The organism is Clostridium sp. SM-530-WT-3G, assembly GCF_012843905.1.
Taxonomy (GTDB): domain Bacteria; phylum Bacillota; class Clostridia; order Clostridiales; family Clostridiaceae; genus Clostridium.
The window spans coordinates 38,685-64,824 of sequence record NZ_JABAGC010000002.1 but is presented as its reverse complement, the minus strand read 5'-3'; the positions used below and the strand labels follow the sequence as shown (position 1 = coordinate 64,824).

Annotated in this window: 27 protein-coding genes; 1 reads left to right on the top strand and 26 read right to left on the bottom strand. The window is 29.9% G+C overall.

All coding sequences use genetic code 11. The features are described from left to right. Positions 1-18: 18 nt before the first annotated feature. The 6 genes from tsf to HF850_RS01225 all read right to left on the bottom strand — a co-directional run bounded on the left by tsf (position 19) and on the right by HF850_RS01225 (position 7,783). Positions 19-936 carry a translation elongation factor Ts gene (gene tsf / locus HF850_RS01250; RefSeq protein ID WP_169103672.1) on the bottom strand — a complete coding sequence of 306 codons (918 nt, stop codon included), beginning with the start codon at positions 934-936 and terminating at the stop codon, positions 19-21. Positions 937-1,028: 92 nt separating this feature from the next. After that, positions 1,029-1,730 (bottom strand): 30S ribosomal protein S2, encoded by a 702-nt coding sequence (rpsB, locus tag HF850_RS01245; protein ID WP_169103671.1) that lies wholly within the window; start codon positions 1,728-1,730, stop codon positions 1,029-1,031. A gap of 351 nt (positions 1,731-2,081) precedes the next feature. Beyond that, positions 2,082-2,858 (bottom strand): GTP-sensing pleiotropic transcriptional regulator CodY, encoded by a 777-nt coding sequence (gene codY / locus HF850_RS01240; protein WP_169103670.1) that lies wholly within the window; start codon positions 2,856-2,858, stop codon positions 2,082-2,084. A 191-nt stretch (positions 2,859-3,049) separates the two neighbouring features. Then, positions 3,050-5,143: a type I DNA topoisomerase gene (topA, locus tag HF850_RS01235; RefSeq protein WP_169103776.1), complete on the bottom strand. Its 2,094-nt coding sequence runs from the start codon at positions 5,141-5,143 to the stop codon at positions 3,050-3,052. Positions 5,144-5,186: 43 nt separating this feature from the next. Beyond that, on the bottom strand, positions 5,187-6,245 hold the full coding sequence (gene dprA / locus HF850_RS01230; protein ID WP_169103669.1) for a DNA-processing protein DprA: 1,059 nt from the start codon (positions 6,243-6,245) through the stop codon (positions 5,187-5,189). Between the two features lie 14 nt (positions 6,246-6,259). Beyond that, a complete protein-coding gene (locus HF850_RS01225) occupies positions 6,260-7,783 on the bottom strand; it encodes a YifB family Mg chelatase-like AAA ATPase (protein ID WP_169103668.1) in 1,524 nt (507 codons plus the stop codon). Positions 7,784-7,943: 160 nt separating this feature from the next. On the opposite strand from HF850_RS01225, the gene HF850_RS01220 reads away from it, so the two are divergent. Beyond that, on the top strand, positions 7,944-8,315 hold the full coding sequence (locus HF850_RS01220) for a YraN family protein (protein WP_169103667.1): 372 nt from the start codon (positions 7,944-7,946) through the stop codon (positions 8,313-8,315). 127 nt (positions 8,316-8,442) lie between these two features. Here the strand turns inward: HF850_RS01220 and HF850_RS01215 are convergent, their stop codons facing one another. The 20 genes from HF850_RS01215 to pta all read right to left on the bottom strand — a co-directional run bounded on the left by HF850_RS01215 (position 8,443) and on the right by pta (position 26,057). Continuing rightward, positions 8,443-9,255 carry a ribonuclease HII gene (locus tag HF850_RS01215; RefSeq protein WP_169103666.1) on the bottom strand — a complete coding sequence of 271 codons (813 nt, stop codon included), beginning with the start codon at positions 9,253-9,255 and terminating at the stop codon, positions 8,443-8,445. Further along, a complete protein-coding gene (gene ylqF, locus HF850_RS01210; RefSeq protein WP_169103665.1) occupies positions 9,242-10,126 on the bottom strand; it encodes a ribosome biogenesis GTPase YlqF in 885 nt (294 codons plus the stop codon). The genes HF850_RS01215 and ylqF overlap by 14 nt, the downstream gene beginning before the upstream one ends. Positions 10,127-10,357: 231 nt before the next feature. Then, positions 10,358-10,708, bottom strand: a complete 351-nt coding sequence (rplS, locus tag HF850_RS01205) for a 50S ribosomal protein L19 (RefSeq protein ID WP_169103664.1) — start codon at positions 10,706-10,708, stop codon at positions 10,358-10,360. A 131-nt stretch (positions 10,709-10,839) separates the two neighbouring features. After that, positions 10,840-11,562, bottom strand: a complete 723-nt coding sequence (gene trmD / locus HF850_RS01200; protein ID WP_169103663.1) for a tRNA (guanosine(37)-N1)-methyltransferase TrmD — start codon at positions 11,560-11,562, stop codon at positions 10,840-10,842. Then, entirely contained in the window at positions 11,552-12,052 is a 501-nt protein-coding gene (rimM, locus tag HF850_RS01195; RefSeq protein WP_169103662.1) for a ribosome maturation factor RimM, read from the bottom strand. Before rimM ends, trmD begins: the two co-directional genes overlap by 11 nt. A gap of 245 nt (positions 12,053-12,297) precedes the next feature. Next, on the bottom strand, positions 12,298-12,525 hold the full coding sequence (locus HF850_RS01190) for a KH domain-containing protein (protein WP_169103661.1): 228 nt from the start codon (positions 12,523-12,525) through the stop codon (positions 12,298-12,300). A gap of 47 nt (positions 12,526-12,572) precedes the next feature. After that, positions 12,573-12,818, bottom strand: a complete 246-nt coding sequence (gene rpsP, locus HF850_RS01185) for a 30S ribosomal protein S16 (protein ID WP_169103660.1) — start codon at positions 12,816-12,818, stop codon at positions 12,573-12,575. Between the two features lie 42 nt (positions 12,819-12,860). After that, positions 12,861-14,213: a signal recognition particle protein gene (gene ffh, locus HF850_RS01180; protein ID WP_169103659.1), complete on the bottom strand. Its 1,353-nt coding sequence runs from the start codon at positions 14,211-14,213 to the stop codon at positions 12,861-12,863. Positions 14,214-14,226: 13 nt separating this feature from the next. Continuing rightward, entirely contained in the window at positions 14,227-14,556 is a 330-nt protein-coding gene (locus HF850_RS01175; RefSeq protein ID WP_169103658.1) for a putative DNA-binding protein, read from the bottom strand. A 176-nt stretch (positions 14,557-14,732) separates the two neighbouring features. Further along, a complete protein-coding gene (gene ftsY, locus HF850_RS01170) occupies positions 14,733-15,641 on the bottom strand; it encodes a signal recognition particle-docking protein FtsY (RefSeq protein WP_169103657.1) in 909 nt (302 codons plus the stop codon). A gap of 24 nt (positions 15,642-15,665) precedes the next feature. Next, entirely contained in the window at positions 15,666-19,229 is a 3,564-nt protein-coding gene (gene smc, locus HF850_RS01165) for a chromosome segregation protein SMC (RefSeq protein WP_169103656.1), read from the bottom strand. A gap of 18 nt (positions 19,230-19,247) precedes the next feature. Then, a complete protein-coding gene (locus HF850_RS15465; RefSeq protein ID WP_206151552.1) occupies positions 19,248-19,343 on the bottom strand; it encodes a DUF4044 domain-containing protein in 96 nt (31 codons plus the stop codon). An 82-nt stretch (positions 19,344-19,425) separates the two neighbouring features. Next, positions 19,426-20,511 carry a radical SAM protein gene (locus tag HF850_RS01160; protein WP_169103655.1) on the bottom strand — a complete coding sequence of 362 codons (1,086 nt, stop codon included), beginning with the start codon at positions 20,509-20,511 and terminating at the stop codon, positions 19,426-19,428. Next, a complete protein-coding gene (rnc, locus tag HF850_RS01155; RefSeq protein ID WP_169103654.1) occupies positions 20,504-21,202 on the bottom strand; it encodes a ribonuclease III in 699 nt (232 codons plus the stop codon). The genes HF850_RS01160 and rnc overlap by 8 nt, the downstream gene beginning before the upstream one ends. A gap of 105 nt (positions 21,203-21,307) precedes the next feature. After that, positions 21,308-21,538 carry an acyl carrier protein gene (acpP, locus tag HF850_RS01150; RefSeq protein ID WP_169103653.1) on the bottom strand — a complete coding sequence of 77 codons (231 nt, stop codon included), beginning with the start codon at positions 21,536-21,538 and terminating at the stop codon, positions 21,308-21,310. An 80-nt stretch (positions 21,539-21,618) separates the two neighbouring features. Continuing rightward, positions 21,619-22,620, bottom strand: a complete 1,002-nt coding sequence (gene plsX, locus HF850_RS01145; protein ID WP_169103775.1) for a phosphate acyltransferase PlsX — start codon at positions 22,618-22,620, stop codon at positions 21,619-21,621. Positions 22,621-22,977: 357 nt separating this feature from the next. After that, complete coding sequence (rpmF, locus tag HF850_RS01140) at positions 22,978-23,160, bottom strand: 50S ribosomal protein L32 (RefSeq protein ID WP_169103652.1); 183 nt, start codon at positions 23,158-23,160, stop codon at positions 22,978-22,980. Positions 23,161-23,173: 13 nt separating this feature from the next. Next, the gene (locus HF850_RS01135; RefSeq protein WP_169103651.1) at positions 23,174-23,671 is read right to left on the bottom strand and encodes a YceD family protein; all 498 of its coding nucleotides are present in this window, start codon (positions 23,669-23,671) and stop codon (positions 23,174-23,176) included. A 139-nt stretch (positions 23,672-23,810) separates the two neighbouring features. After that, positions 23,811-25,010 (bottom strand): acetate kinase, encoded by a 1,200-nt coding sequence (locus HF850_RS01130; RefSeq protein ID WP_169103650.1) that lies wholly within the window; start codon positions 25,008-25,010, stop codon positions 23,811-23,813. 45 nt (positions 25,011-25,055) lie between these two features. Next, on the bottom strand, positions 25,056-26,057 hold the full coding sequence (gene pta, locus HF850_RS01125) for a phosphate acetyltransferase (protein ID WP_169103649.1): 1,002 nt from the start codon (positions 26,055-26,057) through the stop codon (positions 25,056-25,058). Positions 26,058-26,140 lie beyond the last annotated feature (83 nt).

Below are 26,140 nucleotides of genomic sequence, written 5' to 3'. Positions count from 1 at the left end.
TCTCTCTTTAGTTGAAAACTATTTACCCATTTGCGCAGCAACTTCAGCAGCAAAGTCTACTTTTTCAACTTCGATTCCTTCTCCTCTTTCATATCTAACGAATCTTGTTATAGAGATTGGAGAACCTACTTCTTTAGATTTTTCTGCTAAGAACTTAGCAATTGTCTTGTCGTTATCTTTAACCCAAAGTTGGTCTAAAAGACAAACTTCTTTGTAGTACTTCTTAATTCTACCTTCTACCATTTTTTCAACGATATTTTCTGGTTTTCCTTCATTTAAAGCTTGAACTCTGTAGATTTCTTTTTCTTTTTCAATTGAAGCAGCATCTACTTGATCTTCACTTAAGAATAATGGGTTTGCAGCAGCTATTTGCATACATACTTCTTTAGCAACTTCATCTAAAACGTCGCTATTAGTATCGCATCCTAATTCTACTAAAACTCCGATTCTTCCACCACCGTGGATGTAGCTCTTAACTATTCCGTTTTCAATAGAGAATCTAGTGAATCTTCTGATAGTCATGTTTTCACCTAATTTAGCGATTAATGCTTTTAAAGCATCAGCAACAGTTGTGTTTTCATCGAACATTTCGTTTGATAAAGCTTCAACATTTGCAGGATTCTTTTCAACTACCATTTGAGCTAATCTGTCAGCAAATGCTATAAATTCGTCATTTGCAGCAACGAAGTCAGTTTCACAGTTGAATTCTAAAACTGCTCCAGCTTTCTTATCTTCTGAAATATATGTCTTAACTATACCTTCAGCAGCAACTCTTCCTGATTTTTTAGCTGCATCTGCAAGTCCTTTTTCTCTTAAAAATTCGATAGCCTTATCGATGTTTCCTTCAGTAGCAACTAGAGCTTTTTTACAATCCATCATTTTAGCTCCAGTCATTTCTCTTAGTTCTTTAACTAATTGTGCACTTATATTTGCCATTATAAATTCCTCCTCAATATTAAAAAGTAATCCGTATAATTTAGCAAAAGGGCAACTGAAGTGGCCTTCACTCACCCTTTTGTATATCTAAATTATTCAGCTAATTGTTCGCCTTGTCTTCCTTCGATAATAGCATCAGCCATTTTAGCAGTTATTAATTTAACAGCTCTGATAGCATCATCGTTACCTGGGATTACGTAATCAACTTCTTCAGGATCGCAGTTAGTATCTACGATAGCAACTACTGGTATTCCTAAAATTTTAGCTTCTGATATAGCATTCTTTTCTTTTCTTGGGTCAACTACGAACATAGCTCCAACGTTTGAAGCATCTAAGTTTCTGATACCGCCAAGATTCTTTTCTAACTTTTCTAATTCTCCCTTTAATTTGATAACTTCTTTCTTTGGAAGAACTTCAAAAGTACCATCTTCTTGCATTTTTTCGATTTCTTCTAACTTTCTGATTCTGCTCTTGATAGTAGTGAAGTTTGTTAACATTCCACCTAACCATCTGTTGTTTACGAAGTGCATGTTACTTCTTACAGCTTCTTCTTGGATAGCTTCTTGAGCTTGTTTCTTAGTTCCTACGAATAATATATCTTTACCTTCTGCAGCTACTTCTTTTATGAAGTTGTAAGCTTCTTCAGCTTTCTTAACTGTTTTTTGTAAATCTATTATATAGATTCCGTTTCTTTCTGTGAAGATATATGGAGCCATTTTAGGATTCCATCTTCTAGTTTGGTGTCCGAAATGTACACCTGCTTCTAATAATTGTTTCATTGATATTACTGACATTTTGTTACCTCCTTGGTTTTTACCTCCACTATCTTTAGCTCATAAATTCCCTCTAAATAGAGTCACCATATTTATGAATTGGATAGTGTGTGTATTTATTACCTTAGATAGTATATCACAAGGTATCTATCCTATCAACAAAAATTTTTCTTTTTTTAATGCTTTATGTCAAAAGACATCATACTGTACTTTTATGACAATATAATTGTTATTTATCGTAGTAAATACATAACAAAATACTTTTAAAGCATTACAATTTATATATTTAACATTTATAATATTTCTATACAAAAAAATAGCAGCTTTAATAATATTCTTTATTATTAAAACTGCTATATAGTGTAAGAAGAATTATTTTATTCTTTTTAATTCTTCTACTAACTTTTCATTTAGAATTCTAATATATGTACCCTTCATTCCAAGAGAGCGCGATTCAATAACTCCCGCACTTTCAAACTTTCTTAAGGCATTTACTATAACACTACGAGTTATTCCAACTTTATCTGCTATTTTAGATGCAACAAGCAATCCTTCATTACCGTTAAGTTCATTAAATATATGTTCAACTGCTTCTAATTCCGAATACGAAAGAGTTCCAATTGCAAGTTGTACTACTGCTTTCTTTCTCGCTTCCTCTTCTAATTCGTCCTGCATTGCTCTAAGCATTTCCATTCCTACAATTGTAGCACTATACTCAACTAATACTAAATCATCATCAGTAAATGCATTGCCAAATCTGGCAAGTATCAGAGTTCCTAACCTTTCTCTGTTTCCAATAATAGGAATTACCGTAGATAATTTATCTACTTTTTTACATTTTCCTATTTCTTCAAAAACGCATCTACCTTCATTAGGAACATTGGCTATCGCTTCATTTACATTCATAAGAGTCTTATTATAGTCTTCAGGGAATCTTTTATCTTCGATTACCTTCTTCTTCATAGCCTCACATTCAAAATCTTTTCCAAATGTATATCCAAGCACTTTACCTTTTCTGCTTATTATGTAAACATTACACTCTAAAACTTCACTTAAAAGCTTACATATATCTTGAAACACTACCGGTTCTGTACCAGATTTTTGTAAAATATTATTCAGCATCCTTGTCTTATTTAATAGTGATGACATAATTTATCCTCCTAGGCAACTTCTAAAACATAAAAAGTAACATAATTGTTTGAAAATTCATATTTTATTGAATTATTTTACAAATATCCATTAACCTAAGTTTAACATAGAAATTTTGGGTTTTCAACAGTATTTTAAGCAGTTTCGACAAAATTGTATATACCTATAAAATTATGTCATCTAATTTATATTTAATTTTCTTCCTTATTTTCCTCTTTTATTTCCTCTTTGTAGCCACATTCACTGTTCGAACATTGAATATATTTACCCTTTGATTTTGAATATTTTAAAACCATATATGAATTACATTTAGGGCATTTTTCCTTTACTGGTTCATACCAGCTTACGAAAGTACATTCTGGGTAACCTGAACATCCAAAAAACTTCTTTCCTTTTTTACTTTTCTTTGCTACTATAGGCTTTCCACATTCAGGACATGGAACATCTAATTCCTCAACTATTGGTTTTGCATTCTTACATTCTGGGTATCCAGGGCATGCCAAGAATTCACCATAACGTCCTCGCTTTATAACCATCATTCGTCCGCATTTTTCACACTTTACATCGCTAACTTTATCTTCAATAACTACTTTTGATATTTCCTTTTCAGCTTTATCTATAGCTACCTTTAATGGTTCAAAGAATTCTCCAACTACTTTAGTCCACTCTTCTTTACCTTCCTCAACATTATCAAGCTTTCTTTCCATATCAGCTGTAAAATCAACATCTACTATCTGTTTGAAATATTCTCCTAAGATATCATTTACAATTTCCCCTAGTTCTGTTGGTATTAAATTTTTCTTTTCACGTACAACATAATTTCTTCCTAACAAAGTAGATATTGTAGGTACATAAGTACTAGGTCTTCCTATGCCTTTTTCCTCCAAAAGCTTTACAAATGATGCTTCTGTATATCTTGGAGCTGGCTGTGTAAAATGCTGGCTTCCTTCAAGCTTTGCAGTTTTTAATTCTTCATTTTCTTCTAATACTGGAAGTGTAACAGAATTTTCATCTTCTTCATTAGAATATTCATACACTTTCATAAAACCATCAAAATTTATAACTGATCCAGATGCTTTAAATTTATAATCTCCATTCATTATGTCTATTGAATTTGTATCTAATTCACATGAAGACATCTGACTAGCAACAAATCTTTTCCATATAAGTGAATATAATTTATATTGTTCAGGTGTAAGATTTTCCTTAGCTATTTCTGGAGTTATCTCAACATAAGTTGGTCTTATAGCTTCATGAGCATCCTGAATATTCTTCTTTCCTTTATACACTCTTTTACTAGCAGGTAAATATTCTTTTCCATAAGTATTTTCAATAAAGTCCATAGCTTTTGCTTGTGCTTCATCTGCTATTCTAACAGAATCTGTTCTCATATAGGTTATTAAGCCTACAGTTCCAAAGCCTTTTACTTCTACACCTTCATAAAGAACCTGTGCAACAGACATTGTTTTCTTAGTGTTATAATTTAACTTTTTATTTGCATCCTGTTGAAGTGTACTTGTTGTAAATGGAGGTAATGGATTTCTATTCTTTTTCCCCTTCTTTATAGCTTTAACTACAAAGCTTCCTCCTTCAAGTTCTTTTATTATGTTATTTGTAGTTTGTTCATCTGCAATTTCTATTTTACTACCCTTATATGTTGATAATCTTATAGGGAATTTTTTTCTTTCCTTTTTAAGGATACAATCTATTGACCAATATTCTTTAGGAATAAATTCTTTAATTTCCCTTTCTCTATCACATATAAGTTTTAAAGCTGCAGACTGTACTCTTCCTGCACTTAAACCCCATTTTACATTTTTCCAAAGAATAGGACTTATTTCATATCCCACTAATCTATCTAGCACTCTCCTAGCTTGTTGTGCATCCACTAAATCAAGATTTATTTTACGCGCTTCTTTTATAGACGCTTTTACTGCTGTTTTAGTAACCTCATTGAATACAATTCTACAAGTTTCATCTTCAGCTATTTTTAAAATATTTGCTAAATGCCAAGAAATTGCTTCTCCTTCTCTATCAGGGTCAGTTGCAAGGTAAACTTTATCTGCTTTTTTAGCAGCTTTTCTTAGTTTATCAATTAATTCACCTTTTCCTCTTATAGTAATATACTTTGGAGTATAATTATTTTCTATATCAACCCCCAACCTACTTTTAGGAAGATCTCTAACATGACCCATAGAAGCCTCTACAACATAGTTCTTTCCTAAATATTTTCCAATTGTTTTTGCTTTTGCTGGCGATTCTACAATTACAAGTTTTTGACCCATAGCTAACTTCATAAAATTATGAAGTATTCACCCCCTATATACTTTATATTATTTTTACATAATAATTTCCAGGCAAACAAATTATTTGATTTTTAATCTGCATTTCAAATAACAATGCATAGAGAGCACCTTTATCCACAGATGTGTTCTTAAAAATATCATCTATATGTATAGGTGTATCAGATAATATATCTAATATATCACTTTTTTCTGGTGTAAAATCCATAGGCGTTATATTAACATGGTCAAAATTTAATAACTGTCTAAAGTTTTCTATAGTTGAAAATGCCTCTACACCTTCTCTATTAATCAAATTATTAGAGCCTTCTGCTCCACTATAAAATATTGAGCCTGGAACCGCGATAACTCTTTTATCTTGTTTCAATGCTAAGTCTGCTGTTATAAGAGAGCCACTTTTTTCTGAAGCTTCTATCACTATTACAGTATCAGCCAAACCACTTATTATTCTATTTCTTTGTGGGAAATTATAAGAATTTGGTTTAGTACCAGGTAAATATTCAGATAACAGCACACCTTTTTCTTGTATTTTTGAAAAGAGCATTTTATTTTCATATGGATAGGTTCTATCGAGTCCACATCCCATTACAGAAATATTTACACCCCCGTTTTCCAAGGCTGTTTTATGTGCAATGGAATCTATTCCTCGTGCACCTCCGCTTATAAGCGATATATTATTAGTAATAAGCTCCTTTGTCAAGAGTTTTGTTGATGCAAATCCATATTTTGAACATTTTCTTGCCCCGACAATTGCTACTGATTTTTTATTTATAACCTCGATATTTCCCTTAAAAAATAAATGAAAAGGCTTTTGTAAAATCCCATCTAATTTGTCTTTATACAAAGGATTAGCACCAGTTATATATTTTATATTATTTTTATATAATTGTTCTTCTAACTTCTGTACTTTTTCATAGAAATCGCTTTTCTTATATTTTTTTAATTTTTTTGAAATTACATCATCACTATTAACTATATCCTCATAATTATTGTAAATATTTTCACTTTTTTCATATGTATCTATCAATTTATATTTCATTCGATTACTTATGTCAAGCATTATAAACCACAAATCATAATTCATAGCTAAAATCCTTCCTATATAATTTCTCCATTAATATTTTTTCTATAACTAATAGCTTCTAAAACATGCTCTTCTGAAATATCATGTTTATTATCAATATCAGCTATAGTTCTCGCTAATTTGACTATTTTCCCATATCCTCTAAGAGACATTTTTGTGTTATTATAATAATACTTTAAAATCTCAGAACACTTTGTGTTTATTTTACATATTTCAAAAATGTCTTTTCCTTTTATTTCAGAATTATATCTATACTTTGTATATTTAAATCTTTTTTCCTGAACAAATCTTGCTTTCATTACGTTTTCTTTCATAACTTTTGATGAATAATAATCTTTCTTATAATTAATTTCATCATAAGCCAGTCTTGGCACAAAATTTAAAATATCAATTCTATCAAGTAATGCATTTGAAAATTTTTTAGAGTATTTTTTTATAATATCATTGCTATAGAATGAATCTTCTAAACATATACTTTCTCTATTTGATTCAGTTGGATTAAAAGCTCCTATAAGCAAAAAGTCACATGGCATTGTATATGATCCACTTACTCGATTTATATTAATAAATTTTTCTTCTAGTGGTTCCCTCAAAGCTTCAAGTGCTTCTTTTTTAAATTGTAATATTTCATCCAAGAATAAAACTCCATTATGTGCTAATGTTATTTCTCCTGGTACTATCTCTTTTCCTCCTCCAATAAGTGCTGACCTTGTAGTTGTATGATGAGGAGATCTAAATGGTCTTTTAGTTATATTTTTATCACCATTTATAATTCCTGCCACACTATGTATTTTAGCAATTTCAATTAATTCTTCTTTACTCAAATCTGGCATTATTGATATAAGCGCTTTTGCCAGCATGGTCTTTCCACAACCAGGATCACCATATAAAATTATATTATGCTTTCCCGCCGCTGCAATTTCTAACGCTCTTTTAGATGAATAATGCCCCATTATCATTCCAAAATCAACATCTGAGTCACATTCTTCTACTTCATCCTTTATCTCTGCCTTCATTGGTAGAATATCATTAAATTTAATAAATGAAATCACTTCACTTAAATTCCTAAAAGGATAATATTCACCCTCATCAAAATAAACACTTTCTTTCATATTGTCAAAAGGAAATATAAATTTTTTTATTTTTTCACGAATTCCTTGAACTATTATTGGTATTGTTCCCTTAATACTTTTTAGTTCTCCAAATAGAGATAATTCTCCAAATACTATGTATTCATTCATATTATTTTTTTCAATCTGTCCACTTTCCATAAGTATTCCTATTGCCATTGGTAGATCAAGTAAAGATCCTATCTTTCTAACATCTGCAGGTGCAAGATTAATAGTAATTCTGCCAAGTGGAAATTTATAACCTGAATTTACTATTGCAGCTCTTACTCTTTCCTTTGCTTCTTTTACAGAAGTATCAGGAAGTCCTACAATTATAAATTGTGGAAGTCCTTTTTCAATATCAACTTCAACATTAATCAAAAAACCTTCAAGTCCATTATGAGTTGCACTTATTATTTTAACTGCCATTTATATATCACCACCTTATGAATGATTATAGACATTCAAATAATTTTTAATTCCATAATTATAAAAAAACATTTAATTTGATTAATTTTTTTCATACAGTCAATACTTATAAATAATTTTAATAAAATTTAATTTCAAGTAGAATCAAGGAGTATTAACATTGAAACATTTCAATAAATTAGTAGGAAATAACTCTGAAAAAATAGCTCAAAAATTCTTATTAAAAAATGGATATAACATTTTAGACTGCAATTTTAGAAATCGCTCTGGCGAAATAGATATTATCTGTTCAAAAAACGATACAATAATTATCATAGAAGTAAAAAGTCGTTATTCATACCAATATGGCCCCCCAAAAGAATCCGTAAATTATTCCAAACAAAAATCAATAATAAATGTAACAAAATTTTATTTACTATATAAAAATATATATAATATGAATATAAGATTTGACGTAATAGAGGTATATATGAATTATAAAGATGATTCATATATTATTAATCATATAAAAGATGCTTTCAGAATTAATTAATTTTCATAATATCACTTTAATCCTAACTTCCTTAACGTCTTACTGTGATTTTATTTTTTAATATTTATTCAGCAAAAAAGCTGGTTACAGTTCTTAACTATAACCAGCTTTTTTGTCTTTTTATTATTTATAATAAATTCGATAAGAAACTCTCCCTATGAATTTCACTTTTTCCATAGTTCTTAAGTCCTTCAATATGTTTTGAAGTACCATATCCTACATTATGTTCAAAATCATAATGGGGATATTTTTTAGCATATTCATGCATTAAATTATCTCTATATACCTTAGCTACTATAGAAGCTGCGGCTATACATGCACTTTTAGTATCACCTTTTACTACTGATTTATTCTCTATTTCTATATTTTTCACAAGATATCCGTCAGAAAGAACTAAATCAGGTTTTATATTAAGAGAATTACAGCTTTCTAAAAACACTTTATTATTAGCAAATGCAATTCCCTTTTCATCTATCTCTTTATTTGAGGATACAGCTATATGATAACATAGTGCTTTTTTCTTAATTATTTCTGCTAGTTCTTCTCTTTTTGATTCTTTCACTTTCTTTGAATCATTTAAATAAAGTATAAGATCATCATCACATACTTCCAAATCAAGCATAACTGCACATGCAACAATAGGCCCTGCAAGGGGTCCTCTACCTACTTCATCTACACCTGCAACATATTTATAATTTCCAAATGATCTATCAAACTCATACATTTTTTTAACTCTTTCCACTTCTTTAACATAAGCAGAAATTTCTTTTTCTATTTTAGCCCTTAATGTTAATACATTTTTTCTTGTATCACTTCCAAGCCATGACAATATCTTTTGTATTTCTCCACTTTTATAAGCTTCAATAACACATACTTTAGATACTTCTTCTTTTATGTATGCAAAAGGAAAAGACTTAATATCATTATTAATTATCTCCATCATTTTCCTCTTGTATTTTTTCTTCTTCAACTGGCCTTTCTAAAGAAATCTTACCAATCTTTCCACCTCTAAATTCATCAAGAAGTATAACAGCAAGTCTATTGTAGTCAATTTCCCCTTTTGATATTAAAGTCCCTCTCTTCTTTCCAATTGCATCTAAAGTATCTAATGGATTTTCGTATACTTCATCTAATTTATATCTTGCTTTTAATTCCGCCTCATAATTATTCTGAAGTCTTTCAACAAGTTTTAAGGATAATTCTTCTATATCCATTATTTCGTCTTTAATAGCTCCTGTGAACGCTAAATTCAAGGCTGTTTTCTCATCTTCAAACTTAGGCCATAGTACTCCTGGTGTATCTAAAAGCTCGATACCAATAGCAGTTTTAATCCATTGCTTACTCTTAGTAACCCCTGGTCTATCTCCTGTCTTTGCAATATTATTTCTAGCCATTTTGTTTATAAATGTAGATTTACCAACATTAGGTATACCTACTACCATTACTCTAGTAATTATTTTCACCATACCTTTTGCTTTTAATCTATCATGTTTTTCTTTTAATAAATTCATAAGGGCAGGTTTAATTGCTTTAAGTCCATCACCTTTTAAACAATTAACTTCAAGTACTTTTACATTGTCATTACTTAAATAATTAATCCATTCTTTTGTTACTTTGCTATCTGTAAGATCACTTTTATTTAAAAGAATAAGTCTTGGTTTTCCTTCTAATAATTTATCAATATCAGGGTTTGCAGATGCTCTTGGTATTCTTGCATCTCTTATTTCAATTACAGCATCTACCAACTTTAAATTTTCCTTGATTTCTCTTTGAGTTTTTCTCATATGCCCTGGAAACCAATTTATTGCCATATGAATTCCTCCTTTTATTTATAATTAATAAGTAAAAGATGGTAATTAAAAAAATTATTATATTTATCAACAGCTATTTTAAAAATTTTAAACTTAAATACCTTAACTCTTACTTCTTATTAGATTTAATCTATATTTTTATATAATATATCCTAATTTATAAAATATTATTTTTTTATAATTTACTTTTATAATAAAAAAAAGGACTTTTCAGTCCCCTTTTTTTATATACTATCTAGTTAATAATTCTTTAACTTTAGCAGCCTTACCAACTCTATCTCTTAAGTAGTAAAGTTTAGCTCTTCTTACTTTACCTTTTCTAGTGATTTCGATTTTGTCGATGATTGGCGCATTCATTGGGAATGTTCTTTCAACTCCAGTACCGTAAGCAACTCTTCTTACAGTGAAAGTTTCTCTTAAACCACCGTTTTGTTTCTTGATTACAGTTCCTTCGAACATTTGGATTCTTTCTTTGTTACCTTCTTGAATCTTAACATATACCTTTATAGTATCTCCGATTGCAAATTTAGGTAAGTCAGTTCTGATTTGTTCAGCTTCAATAGCTCTAATTATTTCGTTCATTGTGCATTCCCTCCTTAACGATAATTTGACGTTCTTAACACAGTTTTTCATGTAGACAGAGGAACGCCCGTACTAGCACAAAATCTATAATACCACATATTTTTTTGCATTTCAACAAAAAAGATTTATTTTTATTTACATTCTTTGGCTTTTTTTAGAATCTTAATATCTTCTTTGGTAAAAGTTATATTTTTATATAAGTCAGGTCTTCTTTCCTTTGTTATTTCAAGAGATTGAAGTCTTCTCCACTTTCTTATATTTTCATGATGACCTGATAAAAGCACATCAGGAACCCTCTCCCCTTCAAATTCTTCCGGCCTTGTATACTGAGGATATTCTAAAAGTCCATCATAGAAAGATTCTTCCATAAAACTTTCCTGTTTTCCAAGAACTCCTGGTATAAGTCGTAAAACTGAATCAATTACAGGAATAGCCGCCATTTCTCCTCCAGTAAGAACAAAATCACCTAAAGATATTTCCATATCCACATGTTTATAAACTCTCTCATCTATGCCTTCATAGTGTCCACATAAGAATATAAGGCTTTCTTCTTTTGAAAGATCATTTGCCATCTGCTGATTAAAAGTTTTACCTCTAGGCCCAAGGAATATAACCTTACCATTGCGTTCTTTCTTTACTGCTCTTATACAATCTACTATAGGTTGAGGTGCCATAACCATACCAGCTCCTCCACCATATGGATAATCATCAACTTTTTTATGCTTATTTAATGTATAATCTCTTATATTGAATACATTTAAATCAACAATTTTATTTTCTCTTGCCCTTCCAATTATGCTATGATCAAAAATCGAAAACATTTCTGGAAAAAGAGTCAAAATACTAATCTTCATCTTGCCATTCACCTACTGGTCTTATAACTATTTTCTTTTCATCAATATCAACACTAAGAACTATATCTCTAAGTACTGGAATTAATACCTCTTTAGGTTGTTTAATCCAGTATACATCATTATTAGGAGTACTTATAACATCAAAAACTCTTCCTATTTCCTTGTCATTTGTGTCATACACTATGCATTCCTTTAAATCTGAAACATAATAAGTATCTGGTGGTAATTCAGGTTCACTTTCACGTGGGATTTCTATGTACTTTTGCTTATAAGTTTCAGCATCATTCATAGTATCAACACCTTCAAGTTTTAATATTACTCTGTCCTTTTGAAACTTAACACCTTGTATATTCATATCTACTCCACCAACTAAAACAGTTTTAAGTCTCTTATACTTTTGAACATCTTCAGTTAATGGGTATACTTTAACTTCACCTTTAATTCCATGAGTATTTATAATTTGACCAATTTTAAATAATTTTTTTTGCAAACTTTTCACCCCGTATTTTTTTCAGTTAACAGTTAACAGTTAACAGTTAGCAGTTTCAGATGTTTACAAAGATACATTTTACTCAAAAAAGTCTCATTATTTATTAAACTACGTAAATAATGAATCATTGCTCTGCTAATATTAAAAGTTTATCTGTTAAAAATATTTTTCTTTATCTAAAACATTATATCCTAAATTTATAAAAAATAAAACAAAAAGAGTTAGGATAAACCTAACTCTCTATTTTAGATGATTTCTACTATAACGCGTTTATGCTGTTTCACTGCTGCTGCCTTTACTACTGTACGTATAGCTTTTGCAATTCTTCCTTGTTTACCAATTACTTTTCCCATATCATCTGGGGCTACTTTTAACTCTAGTATAAGAGATTGCTCTCCATCCACTTCATTAACAGTAACAGCATCCGGATTATCAACAAGGGATTTAGCTAAATATTCAACTAACTCCTTCATAAACGTCTATAATTAGTATGTACTAATTACAGAATTCACCTCCAAAATTACTTAGTAAGACCTGCGTTGTCGAAAAGTCTTTTAACTACGTTTGTTGGTTGTGCACCGTTAGCTAACCATTTGCTAGCTTTTTCTTCATCAACTTTGAACTCAACTGGTTCAGTTAATGGGTTGTAGTATCCAATTTCATCGATGAACTTACCATCTCTTGGAGATCTTGAATCTGCAACAACAACTCTATAGAAAGGAGCTTTGTGAGCACCCATTCTTCTTAATCTGATTTTTACTGCCATGTTTATTTCACCTCCTTTAAAGGATAATATTATATTTCAACTCTAGAAAGGTAACTTACCAAATAATCCGCCTTTTTTAGCTTGTTTTTGGAATGATTTCATCTGCTTCATCTGCTTTTTCATCATTTCGTAACTCTTCATGAGTTTATTAACTTCTTGAACTGTAGTTCCAGAACCCTTAGCTATTCTATTCTTTCTTGACTTTTCCTTATTTAATATATCAGGATTTCTTCTTTCTTTAGCAGTCATAGATTGAATAATTGCTCTAGTTCTATCCATAGCCTCCTGACCTTTCTCAAAATCTACTCCTTGAAGTTCTTTTGAGTTCATACCAGGAATCATTTCTAAAATTTTATTTAAAGGTCCAAGCTTTTTCATCTGCTCCATAGCCATTAGGTAATCATCGAAGTTAAATTCTTGATTTAACATTCTCTTTCCTAAATCTGCTGCTTCCTTTTCATCAATGGCTTCTTGAGCTTTTTCTATAAGTGATAGCACATCACCCATTCCAAGAATTCTAGATGCCATTCTATCAGGATGGAACACTTCAAAGTCATTCATCTTTTCACCAAGACCTACATATTTGATAGGTTTATCAATTATGCTCTTGATTGAAAGTGCAGCTCCACCTCTTGTATCACCATCAAGTTTTGTAAGGATAACACCTGTAACATCTAAAGCATTATTAAAGCTTTCTGCTACATTTACAGCATCCTGCCCTGTCATTGAGTCAACAACAAGAAGTATTTCTGATGGATTAACATTTTCTTTTATATCTTTTAATTCCTGCATTAATTCTTCATCAATATGAAGTCTACCTGCAGTATCTATGATTACAATATTATTACCATTATCTTTTGCATGAGCAATTCCTGCTTTTGCAATATCAACAGGATTCACTTTATCTCCCATTGAAAATACTGGTATATCTATTTGTTTTCCTACTACTTCTAATTGCTTTATAGCTGCTGGTCTATATACGTCACAAGCAACTAATAATGGCTTTTTATTTTCTTTCCTCAAAGATAATGCGAGTTTACCACACATTGTAGTTTTACCAGCACCTTGAAGCCCAACCATCATTAAAACTGTAGGTCCACTACTATTGTAGTTAAGTTTACTTTCACTTCCACCCATAAGATTAGTAAGTTCTTCGTTAACTACTTTGATTACTTGTTGTCCTGGTGTAAGACTTTCTAATACTTCATCTCCTACACATTTAGAACTAACTGAAGAAACAAAGTTTTTTACAACTTTATAGTTAACATCTGCTTCTAATAAGGCAAGCTTTACTTCTCTCATGGCTTCTTTAATATCTTTTTCAGTTAACTTTCCTTTTCCTCTTAATTTTTTGAAAGTCTCCTGTAGCTTTTCGCCTAAACCTTCGAAAGCCATGTTTACCTCCTCCTTATAAATTTTCTAGTCTATTTTTATATTGTATAATATCCTCTTCATCAATGGAATATTTACTTTTTAAAAACTCTAAAAAATCTATAATTTTTTGTTCTCTACTTACACTCTTTTGAAGTAAGTTAAGCTTACTTTCGTAGGATAGAAGTTGCTTATAGCATCTTTTGATTAAATCATGGATTGCCTGACGACTTGTTTTATTAATCTCAGCAATTTCTGCTAAAGATAAATCGTCATTATAATATAAATCCATTATATCTCTTTGCTTTTCCGTTAATAATGAACCATATAAATCCATAAGTAACGCAATCTCAACTCTATCTTCCATTTAATCACCTTACCCACAAAAGAGATTTTAACAGGATTATTTATAAGTGTCAAGTACTTTTACTTAACACTTATTCTATTTTAAAAATTTTGTTTTTTTGAAACGTTTTTTATATTTTTTTATCATTATAAAAACACTTTTTTTATAATATTTTTAACATATTTCTTAATTAATAATTAAATTAATGCTTCTGCAAAACTTTCAGCATCAAATTTTTGAAGATCATCAATACCTTCTCCCACACCAATATATCTTACTGGTATACCAAGAGCCTGTTTAATAGAAATTACAACACCACCTTTTGCGGTTCCATCAAGTTTAGTTAATATAATACCATCTATAGGACATGCTTCCATGAACTGCTTAGCTTGAATAACTGCATTCTGTCCTGTTGTAGCATCTAACACAAGAAGAGTTTCTTTTTTATATCCTTCAAGTTCTCTATCAATAATTCTATTTATTTTTTCAAGCTCATTCATTAAATTTTTCTTATTATGAAGTCTTCCAGCCGTGTCGCATATTAATAAATCAATATTTCTAGCTTTTGAAGCTTCAATTGCATCAAATACTACTGCTGCTGGATCTGAACCTTCTTGATGTTTTACTATATCAACATTTGCTCTTTCACTCCACACTTCAAGCTGGTCAATAGCAGCTGCTCTAAATGTGTCCGCAGCTGCAAGAAGAACCTTTTTACCTTCAGCTTTATTTTTAGCCGCAAGTTTACCAATTGATGTAGTCTTCCCTACACCATTAACCCCTATTACAAGCATAACTCTCTTTTCAGAATCATCCTCTTCGTAAGCCCCCTCAACTAATATATCCCTTATAACTTCTTTAAGAGCTGGTTTTACTTCTTGAGGATCATTTATTTTTTCTTTACGTATCTTAGTTTTTAATCTTTCAATAATATCAATTGTAGTATCCATACCAATATCTGATGTAATTAATATTTCTTCTAATTCATCATATAAATCATCATCAATTGTAATAGCAATTTTTAATACTTCATTGATCTTATCTGTAAGACCATCTCTAGTTTTAGTTAATCCATCTTTAAGTTTATTAAATAAATTTCCAAACAACTTAAATTCCTCCTAGCATTTTATTTACTCTATATTTTTAGTTAAATCTACAGATACAACTTTGGATACACCTTTTTCTTCCATAGTTACACCATAAATTATATCACTTGCTTCCATAGTTCCTTTTCTATGTGTTATTACTATAAATTGTGTGTTATGAGAAAATCTCTTTAAGAATTCAGCATATCTAAATACATTAGCATCATCAAGTGCTGCTTCAATTTCATCTAGAATACAGAATGGAGTAGGTTTCATCTTAAGTATCGCAAACAATAATGCTATTGCAGATAAAACTTTTTCTCCCCCTGACATAAGATTTATATTTTGAAGTTTTTTGCCAGGAGGTTCAACATTTATATCTATATTAGCTGTAAGTTCATCGCCCTCACCTAATATAAGCTCTGCACTTCCCCCTTGGAATAAATCCTTGAATGTTTCATTAAAGTTATAATTTAATATTTTGAAGTTTTCCTTAAATAAACTTTTCATTTCATTAGTCATTTCTTCAATAACTGAAATAAGCTCCATTTTAGCTTTTTCAAGATCTTCTGCTTGAGATGACATAAATTCAAATTTATCTTTTATTTCTTCATATTCTTCAATTGCAGCTAAATTAACAACGCCAAGCTTTGTAATTTTACTCTTTGTTACTGTTATTTCATGCTTTAATAACTCTTCATCTTCAACAGGTTCACACATATCAAGAGCTTCAGCATATGTAAGTTCAAGCTCTTCATTAAGCTTTTTATATATATGCTCTTTATCACTTTCTTTTTTAGCTTTTACTATTTCTCTTTTATTAACTTCCATTTCACGTCTGCTGATTTCATCAAGAACAATATTTATAGCATTATCTTTTTCTTTAAATTCTACTTTTAATTTTTCTTTTAGCAATTCATCATCTTTGAAATTCATTTCAAGTTTATTTATTAATATACTGTTTTCTTCTATACTTCTATTTTTCTCTTTAATATCTTCATTTAGTTGCTTTACTGCCTCTTCATTATAGATATTTTCCTGTTTAAGGTCTTTACTCTTCTGTTCAAGATCAAGTTCATCCTTTTCCATTCTATTACAGTCGTTTTTCTTACCTTCAATTATTTCATCAAGTTTTGCTTTTAAAATTTTCATTTCAGTAAGCTTATTATCACTACTGCTTACTTCTTCACTCTTAATGCTTATGATATTCTCTAATTCTACACTCTTACTCTTATTAGTAGAATTTTTACTTTCAAGTGCTTCTATATGTTTTTGCTTTTTAGAAAGCTTTTCTAACATTATTTCTTTTTCTCTTAATATCTTCTTAATTTCTTCTCTAGATATTTCTAAGTTTCTTTGAAGCTTATCTGTATCATTTTGAAGCCCTTTAGTTTCACTTTCCTTCTTAGTAAGTTCAATATTCTTTTCATGAATAAGATCTCTATCATTTAAAATCTGCTCATCCATAGACTTTATTTTAAACTTAATATCTTGTGTTTCTTTAACTAATGAAGAATATGAAACCTTTTTAGCTTCTATTTCTTTTCCTAGTTCCTCAATTTCTCTTTTTCTTCCTAGAACATTAGCATTTTTACCTTTTATACTCCCACCTGTTAATGCTCCTCCTGGATTAACAACTTCACCTTCTAAAGTCACTATTTTATACGAATAATTTCCTATCTTAGCTATATTAAGAGCACTATCCATATCAGAACATATTATAGTTCTTCCAAGTATATAATTCATAATGTTATCATATTCAGATGAATAAGATATTATTTCGCTTGCTATTCCTATATATCCTTTAGACTCTAAAATACGCTTATCAAGATTTAATTTCTTTCCTTTTATTATATTAAGCGGAAGGAATGTAGCTCTACCAATATTATTTTTCTTTAAATATCCTATAAGAATTTTAGCAATTTGTTCATTTTTGGTTATTATATTTGATATGGCTGCTCCCAATGCTATTTCAATAGCAGTTTCATATGTTTTTTCAACTTTAAATATTTCACCTACTACTTTTGTATCCTCTGGATTTACAATATTATTCTTATGAATTGATTCCATAAGTGATTTTACAGACCTATTATATCCTTCATAATGCTTTTCTAAGTTTTCAAGCATATTCTTATTAGCATCTAACTTTGTTAATACTCTGTTTAATTCTCTAACTTCATTTTCTTTTTTAGTAAGAGTACCTTGTAAAGAAACTAAATTTTTTCTACTATCTGAAATCCTATATTCAATTTCTCTAATATTATTTTTTTTCATTTCAATGTCATTTAACAGACCTTTATATGTAGCCTTATTTATAACAATATTATTTTCTAATGATGATATGGAAGCATTTAAAGTTTCTTCTTTTTCATCTCTTAAAGCTATATCTCTACTTAGAATATTAATTTCATTTTTAATATCTGAATTATTCTTTAAAAATTCTAATTCGCCTTCCCTTAACTTTTTAAGTTCATTTTCAATCTTTCTTAATTCATTGAATCCAGTTTTATTTAAAGTCTCTAATTTTAAAATTTCTTCTGTCTTTTCTTTCTGTTCATCAATTTTAGATGTTAATTCCTCTTCTAACAGTTTCTTATCTTCAATTAATTTATTTATCTTAGCTGAAATATCTTCTATTTCATAATTATTTCTTTTTATTTTTTCTTCACAGTTCTTTATTCTTTCTCGAAATAATTCTATACTTTTTCCATCTTCACTAATAATATCTTTAAGACCATAATATTTTTCTTTTTCTTCTAGTGTTTTCTTTTCAATATTTTCAATTTTATTTTCTAATTCTTTAAGTTTTTCCTTATCACTAGCAATTTCCTGTCTTTTAGAATTTATAGCTTCAACTTTTTCATTTAAATCTTCATTAAAAATCTTTAAATCATCATCCATAATTTTTATTGTATGGACTATAAGTGAAACTTCCTTAGCCTTTAATCCCTTAGACAATTCATTGAATTCAAGAGCTTTTTCTCTTTCAATTCTTAAAGGCTCTAATCTTTCTTCATATGTAGATAAAATATCATTAATCCTAACCAAGTTATCATCTGTATTACTTAGTTTCTTTTCAGCTTCTTCTTTTCTATTCTTAAATTTAACTATTCCAGCAGCTTCCTCAAGAAGAGCTCTTCTTTCTTCAGGCTTACCACTTAAAATAGCTTCTATTTTACCTTGTCCAATGAGAGAGTATCCTTCCTTACCTATTCCAGTATCCATAAATAAGTTTGTAATATCTTTAAGCCTGCATTTTGTATTATTTATAAGATATTCAGATTCACCTGATCTAAATATTCTCCTAGCTACAGTAACTTCATTATATTCCGTTGCAAGCTGTTCATCACTATTATCTAATGTAAGAGTAACCTGTGCAAGACCAACTGGTTTTCTAAATTGAGTTCCAGCAAAGATTACATCTTCCATCTTTCCGCCTCTCAGTACCTTTATGCTTTGTTCTCCTAAAACCCATCTTACTGCATCTGATATATTACTTTTACCACTTCCATTTGGACCTACTACTGCAGTTACACCTTTCTCAAATTTTAATTCTGTTTTATCAGCAAAGGATTTGAATCCTCTTATTTCCAGAGATTTTAAAAACATCTGCCCACTCCTTACAAATTACAAAAGTATAGTAGGTAATAATCCTAAAATAAACACTATAATCATAAAAACAACCATAGCTACCGTCATTTTTTCTCTAGTCTTCTTCTTCATATTTACCCTCCTCGTTATTTTAAGTTTATAGTATATATTACCAAATTTCAAATAATATATTAAAAGCGAGAGTTTCCCCTCGCTAGTATATTATATCCACTTTCTTATTATCTAAATAAAGTTCAATTCTTCCTCTATCAATATCAGAATCCTGCCTTACAATGAGACTCTTTCCTTTTTCATTAAGTTTATTAAAATAAGCCTTCTTATTTGCATAAAGTTTGCTTATATCCTTAGGATTAATATAAATTTCACCTTTATCATATTCATTCATATTTTCAAGAATCTTATCAACTAAAAGACTACTCTCAACAAGTTCTCTAAACGCAGGATGAAATGGCCCTGCAACAACATCACCATTTTCATTTATAGTTTCAGTTGGCTGAAGTCCAATACGAATGACTTTTATATTATTCTCAGAATACATATCATACATCTTCTTGCTTATTTCAACAGCTTCTTCTAATGTATAAGGTATATACTCTCTTCTATTGTACATTACTTCCATAGCTGTATCTTTAATAACAAGAGCTGGATATATCCTGCATATATCAGGCTTCATACTTATAGATTTTTCAGTTGTGTAAATATCTCTCTCGAAAGTATCACCTGGAAGCCCTGGCATTATTTGATGTCCTAGTACAAACCCATAATCTTTTATCAGCTTTGAAGCTTTTATAACATCCTCAACCCCATGACCTCTTGCACTCTTTTTAAGCACATCTTCATCTAGAGACTGAACTCCAAGCTCTATTATATCCACACCATATTCCTTTAAATATGTAAGTATGTAATCATCTATGTAATCAGGTCTTGTTGAAAGTCTTATTTTATCAATAAGCTTTTTATCCTTAAATTCTTTTGCTACTTTTAATAATTCGCGTTGCTTTTCTTCTCTTATCCCTGTAAATGTACCACCAAAGAAGGACACTTCAACTGTAGCTTGTGTATGATCTATAGTTTCAAGGTAATCTTTAATAGTTTTCTCAACAAATTTATCTGTTACTTCTTCATGATCATGATTTTTCTTTTGTATAGTATCTGCTCCAGCTATTCTTATAGAATCCTTATTAGTTCCTGTAATTCTATCCTGATTACAAAAAACACAGTCATGAGGACACCCCTCATGAGGTACAAATATAGGTATTATATAATAATTCTTACTCATTTATCCCATCCAATTTTATCAAAGCTTCTTTTGCAGCATTTTGTTCTGCTTCCTTTTTACTATATCCACATCCTTCACCCATGACCTTATTATCAATCACAACGTTAGTGAAAAATTTTCTTCTATGTGGTGGCCCTTCATGTTTGATTAATTCATAATGAATTAATACTTCTCCATCTTTTTGTAAAAATTCTTGAAGCTTAGTTTTAAAGTCTAATACTATTTCATTATTTATAGCTTTCTTAATTATATCTTCAAAATGAAGCAATATAAAGTCTCTTACAAATCCAATACCTTTATCTAAATAAACAGCCGCAATAATAGCTTCGACTGCATCGGCTTGTATAGAAGTTCTTTCTCTTCCTCCTGTAAGCTCTTCACCTTTGCTCATTCTTATATATTGCCCAAGTTTTAATTTTTTAGCAATCTCAAAAAGAGAATTTTCACATACTATTAAGCTTCTTATTTTAGTAAGCTCACCTTCACTTTTATTCTTATAATTATTAAATAGATATTCAGTAATACATAATTGTAAAACTGCATCGCCTAAAAACTCAAGCCTTTCATTATATTCAGCATCTTTAAACTGATTAGCAAATGAACTATGCGTAAGTGCTGTTTTTAACAATGTAGGATTATTAAAATAAACTCCCAAGTGTTCTTCAATTTCCTTAAGTGTATATCTGTTCATTTTCTCCACTCCTTGAAGTTTATTCTTCAACTTGCTCTTATAAACAAATTCAAGAATAAACTAATTTTATAAATATAAAATCCCGCAGAATTTAGCGGGATTATGTTATTCTTCGTGATGAGCTTTTACATAATTAACAACATCTCCAACTGTTTTGAAGTTTTCAACGTCTTCATCTGGTATTTCCATGTCTAGTTCATCTTCTAAAGCCATTATAAGCTCAACGATATCTAATGAATCAGCATTTAAATCATCTATAAATAATGCATCCATAGTAACGCTAGCTTCATCTATGCTTAACTTATCAGCAATAATTGCTTGGATTCTTTCAAACATTTGTTTCACCTCCCAAGTTCTACATTTAGATAATATTATATATTACCTAAATCGTCAATATAAGTTTTTTAAATATATAATTAATTTTGTTTAACAAATTCAGCCTTAATATTATCTAATACTTTATTATCATAAAATATTTTTGTCTGTCTTATAGCATTTTTAAATGCTTTTGCATCAGAACTTCCATGAGCTTTTATACATATTCCATCAACACCTAAAAACGGTGCACCACCATACTCTTTATAATCAACTTTTTTCATTAAATTTTTTAATGCTGGTTTTAAAAGAAGAACTCCAAGTTTAGAAATAAATGACGACTGTATAATTTCATCTTTTACCATTCCTAATATATTAGAAGCAGCTCCCTCATACATTTTCAAAGCAGTATTCCCTACAAATCCATCACTTACTAATATATTTGTTTCTCCTGTAGGTATGTCTCTTGGTTCAACATTACCAATAAAATTCAATGATTTTTCATTCTTTAATAATTGATATGTTGACTTTGCCAATTCATTTCCCTTTTCTTCTTCTTCTCCTATATTTATAAGACCTATAGAAGGTTTCTCTACGTTAAATACATACTTATAATATATTTCACCCATCTTAGCAAATTGTACTAAATATTGAGGCTTGCAATCAACATTAGCTCCAACGTCAACTATCATAAACTGTGATTTTCTCCCTGGCATTATAGGTGAAAGAGCTGGTCTTTCTACTCCTTTAATTCTTCCAACTATAAGAGTACATCCTGCTAAGAATGCTCCAGTACTTCCTGCTGAAATAATTGCATCACATGTTTTATCTTTAACTAAATTAAGAGCTTTTACTATACTTGAGTCTTTCTTTCTTCTTACTGCCATTACTGGATGCTCATTAGTTGATATAACTTCCTTAGCATCAATAACTTTTACTTTATCTTTTGAATAATCATATTTAGATAATTCTGCATTAATTTTATCTTCAGGTCCAGTAATATAAAATTCTATACTCTCATAATCTTTCAGTGCTTGAATTACCCCTTCAACAACAGCTGCAGGTGCATTGTCTCCACCCATACCATCTATAGCTATCTTCATTGTCATATATTCACCTCTGAAATATTTTTATCATTTTTTATTTATGAATCATTTTAATTATATCCTATAATCTCATTTATTACAGCCTTTATTTATATAACCACAATATTTATTTCACTGTCAAATTAATTTTATAATACTTATTTTATAAATTACCAAATTATATTTTCTATATTTATTGTGCCTATACATATATTAATTAAATTATAAATAAAACCAAAATTAATTTAAATATTAATTAATTCATAAAAAACAAAAAAGCTATTATAAAAATCTAATGAATTAGATTATTTATAACAGCCTTATATAAGTTAAAAGAAAGCCATAAGACTTTCTTTTAATTTGCAGAAACTACTACTAGTTTGCAGAAGCTACAACTTCCTTACCTTTGTAAGAACCACAGTTCTTGCATACTCTATGAGCAAGTTTCATTTCGTGACATTGTGGACATTCTACGATGCCTGGTAAACTAGCTTTAAAAGTTTGAGCTCTTCTCTTTTTACTTCTAGCACTACATTGCTTTCTAGCTGGACAACCCATTAGTTACACCTCCTTATTTATCAAACAACCCTCTCAAGGCTTCAAAACGTATATCTACGTCTTCTTTATCACAAGAACATGTTTCATAATTTAAATTACATCCACATTCTTGACATAATCCCTTGCAGTCGTCTTTACATACTCTTTGAATAGGTAATGTTGAAATTATACTTGTTTCAACAATTTCTGTGATGTCTAATACATCATTCATTACAACTATAGCTTCATCATCTTCTGAATCTGCATTTGTCGTAAACCTTTCTTCTATATCAATATCTATTGGATAGATAAAGGTATCTAAGCATCTTGAACATACCATTTCTAGTTCAGTTTTTATATTAGCTTTAATAACTAATATATCACTGCCAGATGTTATCATACCATCTACAATACATGGCTTAGCAAATTTAATTATATCTCCTTCAAATTCCACATTAGGAATTTCAACAGTATAATTAATCTTTTTGCTTCTATCTTTACCTGAAATAATATCTGAAATCTGTACTTTCATACTTACAGAGTATATTGCATAATTGAACAGTTGTCAATAATCCAATAATCTCCTTTCACTCCTTAGCATTTATTTGTAAATCAAACACAACTAATTATATAAAGGAGGTTATAAAAAGTCAAGTTATTTATAACAAATACTATTTAATTAATTCTAAAGTTTCTTCAGCAATCATTAATTCTTCATTAGTAGGAATTACAAATAATTTAACCTTTGATTCTGGTGTAGAAATTTCCATACCATCACCTACATTTTGATTATCATTTTTAACTGCATCTATATCAATTCCAAAGAACTGCATATCACTTAAGGCTCTTATTCTAACTTCTGGAGCATGTTCTCCAATTCCAGCTGTAAATACTATAGCATCTACGCCATTCATTGCTGCAGCATAAGCTCCTATTTGCTTTTTAATTTGGTATCCATAAATATCCATTGTTAATAATGCTCTATGATCATTTCTTTCATTAACAGCAGCTCTAATATCTCTAAAGTCAGTTGTTAATCCTGAAACCCCAACAACTCCTGATTTTTTGTTCATGATTTCATTAACTTCATCAGCAGTATATCCTTTTTCTTTTTGTAAGAAAGTAACTATTGCTGGGTCAATACTTCCACATCTTGATCCCATTATAATACCATCAAGTGGAGTGAACCCCATTGTAGTATCTACTGATTTTCCACCATCAACAGCTGTTATACTAACACCATTTCCTAAGTGACAAGTAATGATTTTAAGATCTTTAATGTCTTTATTCATCCACTTTGCAACTTGACCTGCTACATATTTATGAGAAGTTCCATGGAAACCATATCTTCTTATGTGATCTTCTGTATAGTATTCATATGGTAATGGATAAATAAATGCTTTTTCTGGCATTGTTTGATGGAATGCAGTATCAAATACTGTTACCATTGGAGTATTTGGCATTAAAGCTTGGCAAGCCTTTATTCCAAGTACAGCTGCTGGATTGTGTAATGGAGCAAGTTTTGATATTTCTTGAAGTTCTTCAACTACCTCATCATTAACAACAACAGAATGAGTATAAGTTTCACCACCATGAACAACTCTATGTCCTACTCCTGATATTTCATCCATTGATTTAATTACACCTTGTTTTTCATCAACTAAAGTCTTAAGAACTAAGTCTATAGCTGTTTGATGATCTTTTAATTCAGTTTCAAGTACATATTTATCTCTGCCTTCAACCTTATGTGTTAAAACTCCATCAATTCCTATTCTTTCAACTAGCCCTTGAGCTAATACATTATCATCATTCATATCAATAAGTTGATATTTTAACGAAGAACTTCCGCAGTTAATTACTAATATTTTCATAATTGACAACACTCCTCTTAGTATTAATTCTAATTAATTATTTTTTTATTTTGTTGCTTGAGCTTGAACAGCTGTTAATGCTACAACATTAACTATATCTTCAGAACTACAGCCTCTAGATAAGTCATTTATTGGTTTAGCAAATCCTTGACAAACTGGTCCAATTGCTTCTGCATTTGCAAATCTTTGAACTAATTTATATCCTATATTACCAGCTTGTAAGTCTGGGAATACTAATACATTGGCATTTCCTGCAACCTTACTTTCTGGTGCTTTTTGTTTTGCAACCTTTGGTACTATTGCAGCATCTAATTGTAATTCACCATCAATATTTAAGTCTGGTCTTAATTCTTTTGCTTTCTTTGTTGCATTTCTTACTTTATCTACAACTTCATGATCTGCACTTCCCATAGTTGAGAATGATAACATAGCTACCTTAGGATCCATCTTTGCAAGATGTTTTGCATTATCAGCAGTAGCTATTGCTATTGACGCTAATTGATCTTCATTTGGGACTGGATTAACAGCACAGTCTGCAAAGAATAATAAACCATTATCTCCGTATGGTGAATTTGGAACTTCCATTATGAAAAAGCTTGATACACAAGATACTCCTGGTGCTGTTTTTATTATTTGTAACCCTGGTCTTAATAAATCACCAGTTGTATGAACTGCTCCAGAAACCATTCCATCAGCATCATCTAATTTTACCATCATTGTAGCAAAGTATAATGGATCTCTAACTATTTTTTCAGCCTTTTCCATTGTTACACCTTTTGCTTTTCTTAGTTCATAGAAACCTTCTATGTATTTACCTAAGTTTTCTGATTGTTCTGGATCTATAATTTCTACACCTGTTAAATCTACATCTAATTCAGTAGCCTTAGCTATTATTTCTTCTCTATTCCCAATTAATATAGGATATGCTAATCCTAAACTATTAATTTTTTGCGCAGCTGCTATAGTTCTTTCTTCGTTTCCTTCTGGAAGAACTATCTTCTTTCTGTCTGATTTTGCTGCTTCCCAAATTTTTTCCATGAGTTTCATAATTTGAGTTCTCCTTTCACTAATCGTATCTCTTTTATAACTAATATACTCCTATAACTCTAGCATTTTCAACTAGAAAATAG